Origin of the sequence: Paenibacillus illinoisensis NBRC 15959 (genome assembly GCF_004000925.1) — a bacterium.
In the GTDB taxonomy this organism is placed as follows: domain Bacteria; phylum Bacillota; class Bacilli; order Paenibacillales; family Paenibacillaceae; genus Paenibacillus; species Paenibacillus illinoisensis.
In genome coordinates, this window is record NZ_BIME01000010.1 from 229,087 (window position 1) to 243,630 (window position 14,544).

12 protein-coding genes are annotated in these 14,544 nt (G+C 46.2%); 11 read left to right on the plus strand and 1 reads right to left on the minus strand.

Features of this window, described 5'->3' with window-relative positions; translation table 11 throughout:
- The first annotated feature begins 10 nt into the window (after positions 1-10).
- From PIL01S_RS22395 to PIL01S_RS22420, 6 genes are all read left to right on the plus strand, one after another.
- Entirely contained in the window at positions 11-964 is a 954-nt protein-coding gene (locus PIL01S_RS22395; RefSeq protein WP_127539447.1) for a 4-hydroxy-3-methylbut-2-enyl diphosphate reductase, read from the plus strand.
- A 235-nt stretch (positions 965-1,199) separates the two neighbouring features.
- A complete protein-coding gene (gene aroF, locus PIL01S_RS22400) occupies positions 1,200-2,264 on the plus strand; it encodes a 3-deoxy-7-phosphoheptulonate synthase (RefSeq protein WP_095288271.1) in 1,065 nt (354 codons plus the stop codon).
- Between the two features lie 401 nt (positions 2,265-2,665).
- On the plus strand, positions 2,666-4,090 hold the full coding sequence (glnA, locus tag PIL01S_RS22405; RefSeq protein WP_095288270.1) for a type I glutamate--ammonia ligase: 1,425 nt from the start codon (positions 2,666-2,668) through the stop codon (positions 4,088-4,090).
- Between the two features lie 229 nt (positions 4,091-4,319).
- Positions 4,320-5,408, plus strand: coding sequence for a 3-phosphoserine/phosphohydroxythreonine transaminase (gene serC / locus PIL01S_RS22410; protein WP_127539448.1), 1,089 nt, complete (start codon positions 4,320-4,322; stop codon positions 5,406-5,408).
- A 137-nt stretch (positions 5,409-5,545) separates the two neighbouring features.
- On the plus strand, positions 5,546-6,010 hold the full coding sequence (trmL, locus tag PIL01S_RS22415; RefSeq protein ID WP_095288268.1) for a tRNA (uridine(34)/cytosine(34)/5-carboxymethylaminomethyluridine(34)-2'-O)-methyltransferase TrmL: 465 nt from the start codon (positions 5,546-5,548) through the stop codon (positions 6,008-6,010).
- 171 nt (positions 6,011-6,181) lie between these two features.
- A complete protein-coding gene (locus tag PIL01S_RS22420; protein WP_024629045.1) occupies positions 6,182-6,436 on the plus strand; it encodes an AbrB/MazE/SpoVT family DNA-binding domain-containing protein in 255 nt (84 codons plus the stop codon).
- Between the two features lie 97 nt (positions 6,437-6,533).
- Here the strand turns inward: PIL01S_RS22420 and PIL01S_RS22425 are convergent, their stop codons facing one another.
- Positions 6,534-7,451, minus strand: a complete 918-nt coding sequence (locus tag PIL01S_RS22425; protein ID WP_127539449.1) for a serine hydrolase domain-containing protein — start codon at positions 7,449-7,451, stop codon at positions 6,534-6,536.
- A gap of 465 nt (positions 7,452-7,916) precedes the next feature.
- Here PIL01S_RS22425 and PIL01S_RS22430 point away from each other — a divergent pair, with 465 nt between their 5' ends.
- The 5 genes from PIL01S_RS22430 to bglX all read left to right on the plus strand — a co-directional run bounded on the left by PIL01S_RS22430 (position 7,917) and on the right by bglX (position 14,526).
- The gene (locus tag PIL01S_RS22430; protein WP_127539450.1) at positions 7,917-8,681 is read left to right on the plus strand and encodes an alpha/beta hydrolase; all 765 of its coding nucleotides are present in this window, start codon (positions 7,917-7,919) and stop codon (positions 8,679-8,681) included.
- Positions 8,682-8,692: 11 nt separating this feature from the next.
- Positions 8,693-9,652: an ABC transporter permease gene (locus PIL01S_RS22435; RefSeq protein WP_127539451.1), complete on the plus strand. Its 960-nt coding sequence runs from the start codon at positions 8,693-8,695 to the stop codon at positions 9,650-9,652.
- An 18-nt stretch (positions 9,653-9,670) separates the two neighbouring features.
- Positions 9,671-10,573: a carbohydrate ABC transporter permease gene (locus PIL01S_RS22440; protein ID WP_095288264.1), complete on the plus strand. Its 903-nt coding sequence runs from the start codon at positions 9,671-9,673 to the stop codon at positions 10,571-10,573.
- A 55-nt stretch (positions 10,574-10,628) separates the two neighbouring features.
- Entirely contained in the window at positions 10,629-12,227 is a 1,599-nt protein-coding gene (locus PIL01S_RS22445) for a type 2 periplasmic-binding domain-containing protein (protein ID WP_127539452.1), read from the plus strand.
- A gap of 133 nt (positions 12,228-12,360) precedes the next feature.
- Complete coding sequence (gene bglX, locus PIL01S_RS22450) at positions 12,361-14,526, plus strand: beta-glucosidase BglX (RefSeq protein WP_127539453.1); 2,166 nt, start codon at positions 12,361-12,363, stop codon at positions 14,524-14,526.
- Positions 14,527-14,544: the final 18 nt, after the last annotated feature.

Genomic DNA, 14,544 nt, shown 5'->3' on the forward strand with positions numbered 1-14,544 from the left:
TGGCAACCAAGTGGAAGTACTGCGAATTTCGCCGCGAGGGTATTGTTACGGAGTTGTGGATGCCATGGTATTGGCACGTCAGGCAGCACGTAATCTTGATTTACCACGGCCTATATATATATTGGGTATGATTGTGCATAACAAACATGTGACGGATTCCTTTGAAGATGAGGGGATCATTACACTGGATGGTCCGAACCGGATCGAAATCCTGAGTCAGGTAGAGAGCGGTACGGTCATCTTTACGGCCCATGGTGTATCTCCTGAGGTGCGCAAGATGGCACGGGACAAAGGGCTCACTACAGTAGACGCCACATGTCCGGATGTAACCAAGACGCATGACCTGATCCGGGAGAAAACGGCTGAAGGTTATCAGATCATCTATATCGGCAAAAAGAACCATCCTGAACCCGAAGGGGCTATTGGAGTTGCTCCTAACCAGGTGCATTTGATTGAGAAGGAAGAAGAGATTGATGCACTGAATGTGCCAGCTGGCAAGATTCTTATTACCAATCAGACGACGATGAGTCAATGGGATATCAAACACATCATGAGCCGTCTTCTGGAGAAATTTCCTGGTGCTGAAATTCATAACGAGATATGTCTGGCTACACAAGTTCGTCAGGAAGCTGTAGCTGAGCAGGCAGGTCAATCTGATCTGGTTATCGTTGTTGGGGACCCGCGAAGTAACAATTCGAACCGGCTTGCACAAGTATCGGAAGAGATTGCGGGTGTAACGGCCTACCGGGTATCGGATGTGTCCGAGATCAAGCAGGAATGGCTGAAAGGGGTAAACAAGGTAGCCGTAACTTCAGGTGCTTCGACGCCGACTCCGATTACAAAGGAAGTTATCAGTTATCTGGAGCAATATGAGCATGATCAACCGGAGACGTGGGAAATTAAGCGTACCGTCAACATGAGCAAACTGCTGCCCCCAGTGCGGGAGAAGACCCGCACAACGTAACAAATACAAGAAATCCTGTGCTGCAGCCCCGAATTAGGGTTTGTGGCGCAGGATTTTTTTGCATGAGGAGTACCCTTAGTCACCTTGACGAGAATGGCAGACTATGATATATTTACTTTAGCGGATAAAAGCTTAAAAGCGAACAAGCGTTTAAGCGTGACAGAACTTTTAATTATAATCAGATGCACATCGAAACAGTTTGGTGCTCTCATACAAGGAAGGATGGGAATTAATTATGATCGTTATTGCAGGTAAGGCAACACCGGAGGAACAGATTCAGGATATCGTCGCTGTGATTGAAAAGGAAGGGCTTCAGGTGCATATCTCCCGCGGAGAGGATCGTACCATTATCGGGTTGATTGGCAAAGTGGAACCTAAAATGCAGGAACATCTTCGTCAAATGAAAGGTGTAGAGAATGTCGTAAGAATCTCGAAATCCTACAAATTGGCCAGCCGTGACTTCCACCCTGAAGATACAGTCATCTCCATTAAGGGAGTGGATATCGGCGGAAAAGAACTCGTCGTTATGGGTGGACCTTGTGCGGTTGAATCTGCTGCCCAAATTGATGAAATTGCCGGTCTTGTGAAAGCTGCTGGTGGCCAGGTACTGCGCGGCGGTGCATTTAAACCTCGTACCGGTCCTTACAGTTTCCAGGGAACAGGTGTAGAAGGGCTCATCATGATGGCTGAAGCTGGCAAAAAACATGACCTGCTGACCATCACGGAAGTCATGACTCCGGAATACGTGGATATTTGTGCGGAGTACGCGGATATTCTGCAGGTCGGTACACGGAACATGCAAAACTTCGATTTGCTGCGTAAGCTGGGCGAATGCGGAAAACCCGTATTGCTGAAACGCGGCTTCAGTGCGACATACGATGAGCTTCTGAACGCGGCTGAGTACATCCTCGCCGGCGGTAACCCTAATGTAATGCTCTGTGAGCGCGGCATTCGTACGTTTGAGTCCTATACTCGCAATACGCTCGATCTGTCGGCGATTCCTGTGCTGCAGTCTCTTAGCCATCTGCCTGTCATTTCCGATCCTAGCCATGGTACAGGACGCCGTGAACTGGTAGAACCGATGACAAAAGCTTCTGTTGCTGCTGGTGCCAATGGATTAATTATCGAGATGCACACAGATCCAGACAACTCCATGACAGGCGACGGTGTACAATCCCTGTTCCCTGACCAATTCGCCAACTTGCTGCAGGATCTGGAGAAACTCGCTCCAATCGTGGGCAAAACGTTTAATACAGCCAAACAACCTGCCGAGTTTTTCCCGGCAAGAGTGGGCGTCTAATCTTATAGTTTGTCACGATACAACCGGACATTTTCCTCGTTTCATTCTTGAGAATGAAGCAGGGAGATGTCCGGTTTTTCATATCAAGAGGGGATTGAATACATTTATTAATCAATAGTGATAAGAAACATTTATGATGTAATGTTTTTCCCATGTTTTAGGATGTTATTATGGTTACTTTACCGCATTAACTCGGTTAAATGTATAATCAATTCGTTGTTAAGTGAATTTATCAGATTTATAAAATGTGAGTATAGCTAACATAGTCGCAAAAAATACCTTACATAAGTATTGACGATGTCATGTTTAAGAATTTATAATGACGACAGAAAAAAATTCGAATATGGACATTTTCTTTCGTGGGGTTGTTTATTGTTCGGAATATTTGGGAGGACGAATACATGTCGGTTGAAAACGTATTGAAATCAATTCAAGAGAACAACATCGAGTGGGTAGATTTTCGTTTTGTAGATTTAGCTGGTCGTGCACATCACATCTCGTTGCCAGCTTCGGCTGTTGATGCAGACACATTCGTAAATGGAGTAGCTTTTGACGGTTCTTCTATCCAAGGTTTCCGTGGAATCGAAGAGTCCGATATGGTTATGATGCCAGATCCTGAAGCGACTTATGTCGATCCGTTCACTGCACACCCTACATTGAATGTTATGTGTGATATCTTTACACCAGATGGTGAGCGCTATGAGCGTGACCCACGCAGCATCGCTGTTAAAGCTGAAGCTTTCCTGAAAGAGAGCGGTGTAGGTACAGCAGCATTCTTCGCACCTGAGTCCGAATTCTTCATCTTCGACGATGTACGTTATGAGAGCGGCACGAACAGCTCTTCCTACTACGTTGATTCCGAAGAAGCATCTTGGAACACCAACCGCAAGGAAGAAGGCGGTAACCTGGGCTTCAAAGTTCGCACTAAAGGCGGATATGTACCTGTAGCACCAGTGGATACTCAACAAGATATCCGTAGTGAAATGTGTCGTTTGTTGGAAGAAGCTGGCCTGTCGATCGAGCGTCATCACCACGAAGTGGCAACAGCTGGTCAAGCCGAAATCAACTTCCGTTTTGATACCTTGAAGAAAACAGCAGATAACCTGCTTGTTTACAAATACATCGTGCATAACACTGCACGTCAATATGGCAAAGTAGCTACATTCATGCCGAAACCATTGTTCGGTGATAATGGTAGCGGAATGCACGTTCACCAATCCATCTTCGATGGCGATTCCCCATTGTTCTACGACAAAGCGGGATATGCAAACCTGAGCGAAATGGCTCTGCACTACATCGGAGGAATTCTGTACCATGCACCAGCTCTGATCGCGTTGACTAACCCAAGTACAAACTCATTCAAACGTCTTGTACCTGGTTACGAAGCACCGGTAAACCTGGTTTACTCCAAAGGTAACCGCTCTGCAGCAGTACGTATCCCAGTTGCAGCTGTGACACCTAAAGGCTGTCGTATCGAGTTCCGTACGCCTGACTCCACTGCTAACCCTTACCTGGCATTCTCCGCAATGCTGATGGCGGGTCTGGACGGAATCAAACGCAAAATTAACCCAACTGAGCTTGGTTACGGTCCACTCGACAAAAACATCTATGACTTGTCAGATGCTGACAAAGAAAACATCCGCAGCGTTCCAGCTTCCCTGGAAGAGGCGCTTGATGCTCTGGCAGCAGACAACGAGTTCTTGACTGAAGGCGGCGTATTCACTAAAGAATTCATCGAGAACTACATCAACCTCAAACGTGATGAAGCAAAAGCTGTAGCTATTCGCATTCATCCACACGAGTACAGCCTTTACTTCGATTGCTAATCCGATCGAAACAAGGGTAGCTACAATTTAAGCCTCCGGGACTCGCTCTCGGAGGCTTTTCCATGAATGAGCGATGTAGTACGTTAACTTTGCAGGGTGATAAAGTATTTTGATGACCCTAATTGCTAGCTTCAGTGCTTATTGCCCTTGATGCGGATAGGGAATACTGATATCATAGCGATAATATTTACTTCATATGTAAGCTACGGATGGAAAGGGCGGGGGAAAAATGACAAAGAGAGCGTATAATTTTAATGCAGGACCAGCGGCACTGCCACTGGAGGTTTTGGAGCGTGCGCAAGCAGAATTTGTTGATTTTCGTAACACAGGCATGTCGATTATGGAGATGTCTCACCGTGGGGCAGTGTACGAGTCCGTACATAATGAAGCTCAGGAGCGTTTGCTGTCGCTCTTAGGCAATCCGAAGGGATACAAGGTACTATTTCTTCAGGGCGGAGCAAGCACCCAGTTCGCCATGTTGCCGATGAACCTTCTGGGGGCAGGCCAAACTGCAAGTTATGTCATGACAGGCAGCTGGGCGAAAAAAGCGTTGTCTGAAGCGAAGCTGATCGGTGAAACCCACATTGCAGCTTCTTCCGAGGCTGATAAATACATGAAATTGCCTGATGTATCGAACCTGAGTTTGCCTGACCGCACAGCTTATGTACATCTGACATCCAATGAAACGATCGAGGGTACACAGTTCAAGTCTTTTCCGGACACGGGATCTGTACCGCTAATTGCTGACATGTCGAGTGATATTTTCTGTAAACCATTCGATCTTAATCAGTTTGGCATGATTTATGCGGGTGCACAGAAAAACCTTGGACCATCCGGGATTACTGTGGTAATTGCTCGGGAGGAGCTGGTAAGCGAATCACCAAAAACGATTCCAACGATGCTTCGTTACAGCACACATACCGAAAACAATTCCCTGTATAATACTCCTCCTTCTTTCTCTGTTTACATGGTCAATGAAGTTCTGAAATGGATTGAAGAACAAGGTGGACTGAAAGGGATCGAACAAAAGAACATCAAGAAAGCGGAATTGCTCTATAATACAATTGATTCCTCTGGCGACTTCTATCGCGGCTGTGTTGATGCTGCAGATCGTTCCCTGATGAACGTGACATTCCGCCTTGCTTCGGAAGAATTGGAGAAACAATTCATCAAGGCTTCCGAACAGGAAGGGTTCGTTGGATTAAAAGGACACCGCAGTGTTGGAGGCCTTCGTGCATCCATCTACAATGCTGCGCCTTATGAGAGTGTTAAGGCACTGACTGACTTTATGAGCCACTTTCAGAAGACAAATGGATAAATCATAGGGGAATGGATGAGAGGCCTTAGCCTTCCAATCTAGCCCTTCCAGAGCCTTCCACATTGACGTGTGGGGGGCTTTTCTTTAGAATTAGAGGATTGCAACAGATACATGAACTTAAAGGAGATTGGACACATATGGCTTTGCATATCGTTCTGGTTGAACCGGAGATTCCCGCGAATACCGGCAATATTTCTCGCACCTGCGCGGCTACGGGAACCCATCTGCACCTGGTTCGCCCACTCGGGTTTCGGACGGATGATGCTACCTTGAAGCGGGCTGGCCTGGATTACTGGCATGCAGTTCACATTGAATATCATGATTCATTCGCAGAGGTTCAGGAAAAGTATCCGGAGGGTCGCTTTTTCTACGCAACCACGAAGGCGAAGAACAACTATAGCGATTTTACATTCCAGGATGAAGATTTTTTGGTTTTTGGCAAAGAGACCAAAGGACTACCTCCTGAATTGATTGCTGCCAATCCGGAAACTTGCATGAGAATGCCTATGACAGGTGATGTACGTTCATTAAACTTGTCCAATTCGGCAGCAATTATCGTATATGAAGCATTACGACAATTGAATTTTCCGGGCCTGGATTGATCCATATTCGCCTTCAAGTGTTTGTTAGAATTCGCTAAAAAAACATTTTTCAAAAAAAAGGACAAAAAATGTTTATTTCCAGCAGGATTCGACAAAATCTTGGCGAATCTTTAAACATAGTACAATTGTACCTAGAAATTTAGAGTAAGATAGGAGAGGTGTGCCGTAGCTATGAAGCCAGCTGGAGTAGTTCGCAAAGTTGACCAATTGGGTAGGATCGTATTGCCTAAATCTTTGCGTAAAAGGTATCAAATGAATGAGGGAGATCCTGTAGAGATCTTAGTACAAGGGGACCATATCATTCTGGAGAGATACCGTCCAAAATGTATTTTCTGCGGATCAATGGAAGAAGTCAATGAGTTCAAAGAGCGTTACATATGCGCACAATGTCTAGATGAAATGACCCAGCTTCCACAGCACGGGTAAAATAAAGAAGTATCATGACCGATAAAGGCATGATACTTCTTTTGTTTTTTCAATATGTTTTGAAAAAATACAATAATTTATAATCCTATTGAGTAGCTTAATGTTCACTTTCAAGATGGGGAAGGATATCGGACCAGATCAGGTCCAAAATGGCCTGCATGTTCAATTCGTCACTACTAACGGCAACCACAGCGTCCAGTTCGGGCAGGACCACGCATAGTTGACCATAAGCGCCATCAGCCCGGTATGCATTGTGAGAACATAACCAAAATTGATATCCGTATCCTTGTCCCCAATCGCCTTCACCCGGCGTCGTTATCTGGCGAGTTGTTGCTTGGTCTATCCATTCCACAGGAACCAGCTGACTGCCGTTCCAATTGCCCTTCTGAAGCAAGAACTGTCCGAACCGGCCTAATTCCTCATTCGTAAGCTGCAAGCCCGCACAGCCTAATGTAATGCCCAGTGGAGAGGTTTCCCATTCGACGTTGTAAATCTCCAGCGGTTCAAACAGTCTGGGAATCAGATAATCTTTTACGGTCTGGCCCGAGGCTGCCTGAAACATGGCCGAGATCATAAAAGTATCGGCACTGCTGTATGTAAATGCTTCGCCAGGGACTCTGTCAATTGGAAGTGACATGTAATATTTAGCCCAATCTTTCTCCGCAAGTGTGGCCCGTTCCTCCGCCCAGAGCACAGGCACATCATGTCCTGAAGACATCCGCAGCAGATCATACAGTGTGAGATCCGCAGGAGAGAATGCTGTTAGGTTCGGAGCAGGTGTTGGCCATGTGAAGTATTCTCCCAGTTTGGATTCGAGTGTGAATATGCCTTCTTCGAGTGCCAATCCTACAGCCATACAGGTAAACGACTTACTGATCGAATGCTGTAAGCGCCGCTTATCCTCAGTCCGATCCCACATTCCACGTGTTTCTCCATGCTGCAGCACACGAACCGACAGTACGTTTAATTGCTGAGCCTCAATATGTTGAACAAAGCGATTAACAATGCTGGACATAATAACATCCTTTCATTAAAAAAGACGACATTTTAGGACTGGTGAAACGTTTCCGTAATCTGGAACCAAAATCAGAAATTATGTTAGTACAATCCGAAGGTGATGTCAACGAAAGATGTGCAAACGGTTACCAAAAGGGTGAATTTTCACAAATAAAGTGCCTTTTGACGCAAATTTACACTTGAAAAAGAAGTTTTTTGAGAAAATAACGCGAAATTTGTAAAAAGGTTATTGACAGGATTTACTCATCGGGATTATGATTTATTCGAAACGATTCGAAGAAATCGCTTCCAAGTAAAAAGTGCTGTTTTTAAGTCCATGTGAATCAACGTTAGCTATGTTTTGAAACGATTCGAGAAAATCGTTTCGATAACTAGTAGGGTATGGGGGAACGGCAAAAAGTCGTAGCAGAAAAGCGAGAGTAGAGAGAGTACAGGCGACAGCTGATGATGAAAGGGGTTGCATATGGCACACATCACGATCGAAACCGGATCGCCTACATTATGCATGAACACAAGCATACATGTAGTGTCCAGTGACTCCGGAGAGACTTCAGGCGGTACGCTATATCTGCTGCATGGGGCAGGCGATAATGCGAGTACATGGCAACGATTGACTACAATTGAAATGTACGCTGCACAATATGGCTGTACCATCATCATGCCGGAGGCAAACCGAAGCTACTACACCGATATGGAATACGGCCTGAATTACTTCCATTACATTACTCAGGAGTTGCCTGAGTTTTGCAGACGTCAGCTCAACCTGAACACGGATCCCGATAAGACTTACATTGCGGGATTGTCCATGGGTGGATATGGTGCTCTGAAATGTGCACTGACTTATCCCGAACGTTATCGCAAGGTGGTTTCTTTATCCGGAGTAACCGACATTCAGACAAGGCTTCATGATCCCAATATGCCACCCGGTATGATCAAGGAAATGAAAGCGGTTTTTGGAGAACGGTTACAGGTAAAGCCCGACCAGGACATCTACGCACTGTCAGAAAAATTGCTGCAAGAGGGCAGGCCTTTACCGGATGTGCTTAGCTGCTGCGGTGAAAGTGATCCATTTATTGAAATGAACCGCAGATTTGCCGAGTACATGCAGGGAACTGCGTATCATTTCCGGTACGTTGAATCTCCGGGAGCTCATGAATGGAGATTTTGGGAGCATCACCTGAGAACCATGTTTGATTTTCTGTATAACGACAAGACCAAAGTAGAGTGAGGAGATGCAAATTGAAACCTGCAGCCGAAGGACCTAGCAAAAAGCTGAAGGGAAACTTGAAAGGGAATTCGCTCTGGAGTGAAATCTGGAAGCACAGAATGACGTACACCCTGCTAATTCCGGGGCTTGTCTGGCTCATCCTGTTTGCTTATATGCCAATGGGCGGTCTGTCTCTGGCATTTAAGGATTACAAAGCGAACCTGGGAATCTGGGGAAGCCCATGGAGCGGATTTGAGAACTTCAAATACGTTTTCCGGGATCCAACGTTTATCGACGCGGTATGGCGGACATTGTATATCAATATTTTGAAACTGATTATCCAATTCCCATTCCCGATTATATTGGCTCTGTTACTGAACGAACTGCGTATGCGCAGAGGGAAAAAGTGGTTCCAAACGATTCTTACGTTCCCTCACTTCCTTTCATGGATTATCGTATCCGGGGTTGTCATCAACGTATTGGCGTATGACGGATTGGTGAATAGCACGCTAGCATTGCTTGGATTGCCAACGATTAACTTCCTGGGTTCCGAATCCAACTTTGTACCGATGCTTCTATTAACAGATATCTGGAAATCAAGCGGATGGAGTGCCATCATCTTCCTCGCTGCGATCTCGGGTATCGATCAGGATCAATATGAATCTGCACAGATCGACGGAGCATCACGGTTGCAGCAAATGTTCCGCATTACGCTGCCGAACATCCTACCGACCATCACCGTTATGTTTATCCTGTCTGTCGGTGGTTTGATGTCATCCGGTTTCGATCAGATCTTCAACTTGGCAAATGCCGCAACCAAAAATGTATCGGAAGTACTCGATGTATATATTTATCGGATTACGTTCCAATCATCAACCGACTTCTCGTTCTCGACAGCGGTCAGCTTGTTCCGTTCCCTTGTGAATATGATCTTGCTGCTTCTTGCTGACAGATTTGCGAAGCTGCTTGGCGGAGATGGATTGTTCCGATAAGAAAGGAGGAAAAATGAAATGAGCAAGAAAGCTAACAAAAAGTCGAAGATTGGTACAGAACGAATGACGCTTCTGGATTACGTTATCTTCGCCATCTTACTTGTGCTTGCCCTGATGATTCTGATTCCGTTCTGGAATGTCATCATGATCTCGTTTGCAACACAGAAAGAATATGCCGACAATCCATTATTGATGTTTCCTAAAGAGTTCACTTTGGATTCCTATAAAGCACTGTTTGCGGACGGGACTATCCTTTCGGGGTACAAAAATACACTGATCCTGCTGGTGATTGGCTTGCCTCTCAGTATGTTCCTGACAACAAGCATGGCGTATGGACTAAGTCGCAGCAACTTTCCATTTAAGAAATTTATCTTTTTCCTAGTGCTGTTCACCATGATCTTCAATGGTGGTATCGTACCACTCTACCTGATCATGAAATCACTTCATCTGACGGGATCGCTATGGTCCGTTATTCTTGCGGGAAGCTTCAGTGCATTTAACATGATCCTGATGATGAACTACTTCTACACTTTGCCGGAATCGCTAATGGAATCTGCGCGACTGGATGGTGCAGGGGAGTGGAGAATCCTGTTCAACGTCGTTCTTCCGCTGGCCACACCAATCATTGCTACGATCACGCTGTTCTATGGGGTGGCCTACTGGAACAGTTGGTACGATGCGATGATCTTCCTGCGAAAGGCAGATCAGTTACCACTGCAAAATGTACTTAGGACGATTATATCTACATCACAAACCAATGCCTCCAATGCTTCCAGCGTGGATGCAACGCAAGTCAGCAATTTCTCAATGGGGATGAAAATGGCTGCGGTATTTGTCACTATGGTGCCAATTATGTGTTTCTTCCCAATGCTGCAAAAGCACTTTGCCAAAGGGGTATTAACAGGGGCTATCAAGACCTGATTATACGTATAGGATTTTGACTTAAAATTCTACTAAAAAACATGGGGGTAAAAGCATGAAGACGAACAAAAAGTTGTCTGTTAGATCCATTTTTGCCATCACGCTCTGTATGTTGATGTTGGTGGTGACAGCTTGTTCCAGTAGTAGTTCGGAAGGTAGCAACGAGAAGGATGCAGAGGGAAATTATACAGATAACCTGACCATCTCTGTAGCTAACCTTACGGAAGTAAAAAACGGGAACATGGATAATGAGTTCCATAAATTCTGGACAGACAAGTTCAATGTAACTTGGGACTACAACTATATTGACTGGGATTCATGGGGCGAGAAACTTCGCCTGTGGATCAACTCAGGTGATTTGCCGGATGTATCCGTATGGAACTATGTTCACGGTGATGCCTTGAACAATATTGATCAAGGACTCTTCTACAAATTCCCGGATGACTGGAAGGAACGCTGGCCGAACGTGGCAGCAGCTTACAACTTGACAGGACTCGGAGATAAATTGGAAGAACTGACTGGCGGAACGTATCTCTTGCCTAGACCAATTTATTATGAGAACAAACCTGCTGATCCACTGACAAACCAAATCGGGGTTATTGCTCTCCGTAAGGACTGGGCTGAAGCGGTTGGTTTCGAGTTGAAAGATGCATATACAACATCTGAAATTAATGAATATGCTGCGCTTGTGAAAGAAAAAGATCCAGGCAAAGTAGGCAGCAAACTTGTACCTCTGTCCTACAATGCTGCAGACGCTATGACAAACATGATTATGCCGAACAGTGTGCATGCCATGACGGATGCTCCGTTCTATAAAGGTGAAGATGGTCAGTTCCACTGGGGACCAGCGGATCCTGAGACGCTGACAGGACTGAAATTGATGCAAAAAGCCTATAAGGATGGACTGCTCAATCCAGAGTTCTACACATGGAAAAACAATGAAGGTCAAAACAACTTTAAAGTAACAGGTACTGCTGCAGTTACAAGTCTGGGTGGATTGGCTTCATACAGACAAGGTTTGGACACCGATATGAGAAAGAACCTGGGTGTAGATAGTGATGAGCTGGTACACACTGCAATCGTTCTTGGAGATGACGGGAAATATCGCAACTTGGAGCAAGCAAACTTCTGGTCCGCGCTGATTTTCAACCCTGAGATCAGTGACGAGAAATTTGAACGAATTATGGATCTGATCGACTACTCCGCGACAAAAGAAGGACAGCTGCTTATTAACATGGGCTTCGAAGGAACGGACTGGAAATATGATGAGAACAACGAACTGGTTAGCTTGTTGCCAGAAGGAACAGTTCTGGAAGACAAATACCCAGCACGCTTCGAAGGTCTGTATCTCCTGGGTGACGACTTCAGTGTTGTAAACCCTGCTATTAAAAAGGATTACCGTGATAGAGCCGTAAAACTGTTCGAGGAAAAAGCAAAACTCGGTACAGAAGGTCAATCGCTCGCAACATACGACTGGGATGTCAACCTGTACGATTCCAAAGCTAAGAGTCAAGCTTCATTCGATTACCAGAACGAATATGCTAACCTGATCCTCAAAAGTGGAGATCTGGAAGCTAACTGGAAAGAATGGGTGAACAGCAAGATGTCCCTGGTTCAACCTTACCTGGATGAACTGAACAGCGAATTCAAGTAATCATTCAGTAGTTAACAAGATGGGACATGACAGGACAATTCTGTCAGCCCACCATTCTGAACCCGGTGCGCGGTCTCTCCCCGAACGCAGCCGGGTTCTTTATTTCAACAACATGCAGTGGAGGATAACGGATATGAATAATGAGCAGTTGCTTGACCTGGTCAAACAGATGACGCTGGAGGAGAAAACCGCTCAGCTTCTTCAATTGACCGCCAATTTTTACGAAGGGACGGATGCCCAAGGCCAGATTACTGGACCGATGGAAGAAATGGGAATTACAGAGCAATCTGTCGTTGCCAGTGGCTCCATCCTGGGCTTGTCAGGCGCACAGGCTATTATTGATGTACAACAAGCCTATCTGAAAAAAAGCCGTCTCGGTATTCCGCTGTTATTTATGGCGGATGTCGTGCATGGTTTTAAAACGATTTTCCCGATTCCACTGGCGATTGGGTGTTCATGGGATACGGATTTGGCTGAGAAAAGTGCAGAGATTGCAGCCCGCGAATCCGCAGTATCCGGTTTGCATGTGACATTTTCTCCAATGGTGGATCTGGTACGTGACCCACGCTGGGGCCGCGTGATGGAGACGACAGGCGAAGATCCATATCTCAACAGCCTGTTCTCGGCTGCTTTTGTACGTGGGTATCAGGGGGACAGTTTGAAAGATGAGCCTGATCGTCTCGCTGCTTGTGTCAAACACTTTGCAGCATATGGTGCTGCTGAAGGCGGACGTGACTATAACACGGTAGATATGTCCGAGCGCAATCTGCGTGAGTATTATTTGCCAGCATACAAAGCTGCCCTGGATGCAGGTGTCGAAATGGTGATGGCTTCGTTCAATACAGTCGATGGCATCCCAGCAAGCGGTAATGAAAAGTTGATGCGTGACATTTTACGTGACGAGTGGGGCTTCGATGGTGTATTGATCTCGGATTGGGCTTCCATCCGCGAGATGATTGCGCATGGTGCAGCTGAAGATGATCGTGAAGCGGCATACCGTGCCATTCGCGCAGGCGTGGATATCGAGATGATGACCCCTTGTTATGTTAATCATCTGCCTGAGCTGATCCAGAGCGGTGAAGTGGAAGAGAAGCTTATCGATGAAGCTGTATTCCGTATTCTGCAGCTAAAAGAAAAACTGGGATTGTTCGACAATCCACTTCGTGCCGCTGACCCGGAACGCGAGCGCGAGATTGTATTCTCGAAGGAACATCGTCAGGTATCCTACGAGCTGGCAACCAAATCGGCTGTTTTGCTGAAAAATGATAACAGCGTACTTCCGCTTCAGCCGGAAGCGAATGTCGCATTGATTGGGCCTTTTGCCCAGAGTGAAGACATTCTCGGCTGGTGGTCTTGTGAAGGCGTGAAGGCGGATGCTGTCAAGCTGGGAACGGCACTGCAGGACCGTCTGCAGCATGGACAGGTTCACATGGCCCAAGGAAGTGGAGTTCATACGATCACCTCGGAACAAATCGCTGAAGCCATGGAAACGGCGAGCAAAGCAGACCTTATTGTTCTGGCTCTGGGTGAAGATTCTGAAATGAGCGGTGAAGGTGGTTCGCGTACCGATATTCGTCTGCCAGCAGCTCAGCTTGAACTCATCAAACAGTTGAAGTCAACAGGTAAACCGATAGCTAGCGTGATTTTTAATGGTCGTCCTTTGGATCTGCACGGTGTGTTTGAAGAATCTGATGCCGTTCTTGAAGCGTGGTTCCCTGGTAGTGAAGGCGGAGCAGCAATTGCTGATGTTCTCACAGGCGTAGTGAATCCATCGGCACGTTTGACGATGTCATTCCCGCAGTCCGTCGGTCAGATCCCGGTGTATTATAACCACTTCAACACAGGACGCCCTCTGAACCCGGAGAAAACAGAAGAACGTTATGTTTCAAAGTATATTGATAGCCCGAACGATCCACTGCTTCCGTTTGGCTATGGCTTGTCATACACCACGTTTGAATACGTTGATCTGGAAGTCTCCAGCCAGGAGATGACTGCCGATCAACCAATCAGCATCCAGGTTCGTGTAACGAATACCGGACAGCGCGCAGGTGTGGAGACAGTTCAACTCTATGTGCGTGATGTAACCGGTGAGGTCGTACGTCCGATGCGTGAGCTGAAGGGCTATACGAAACTTGCTCTCGAGCCAGGCGAGAGCGGTACGGCTACATTTTCGTTAAATGAGGAACAACTTCGCTATCATCATTCCGATCTGACTTACCGCAGTGACAAAGGGACATTCCAGATTTTTGTCGGGCCTAACAGCCGCGATACCCTGGAAAGCACATTCAAGTTGGTGTAATGAATGCAAGTTACCGCA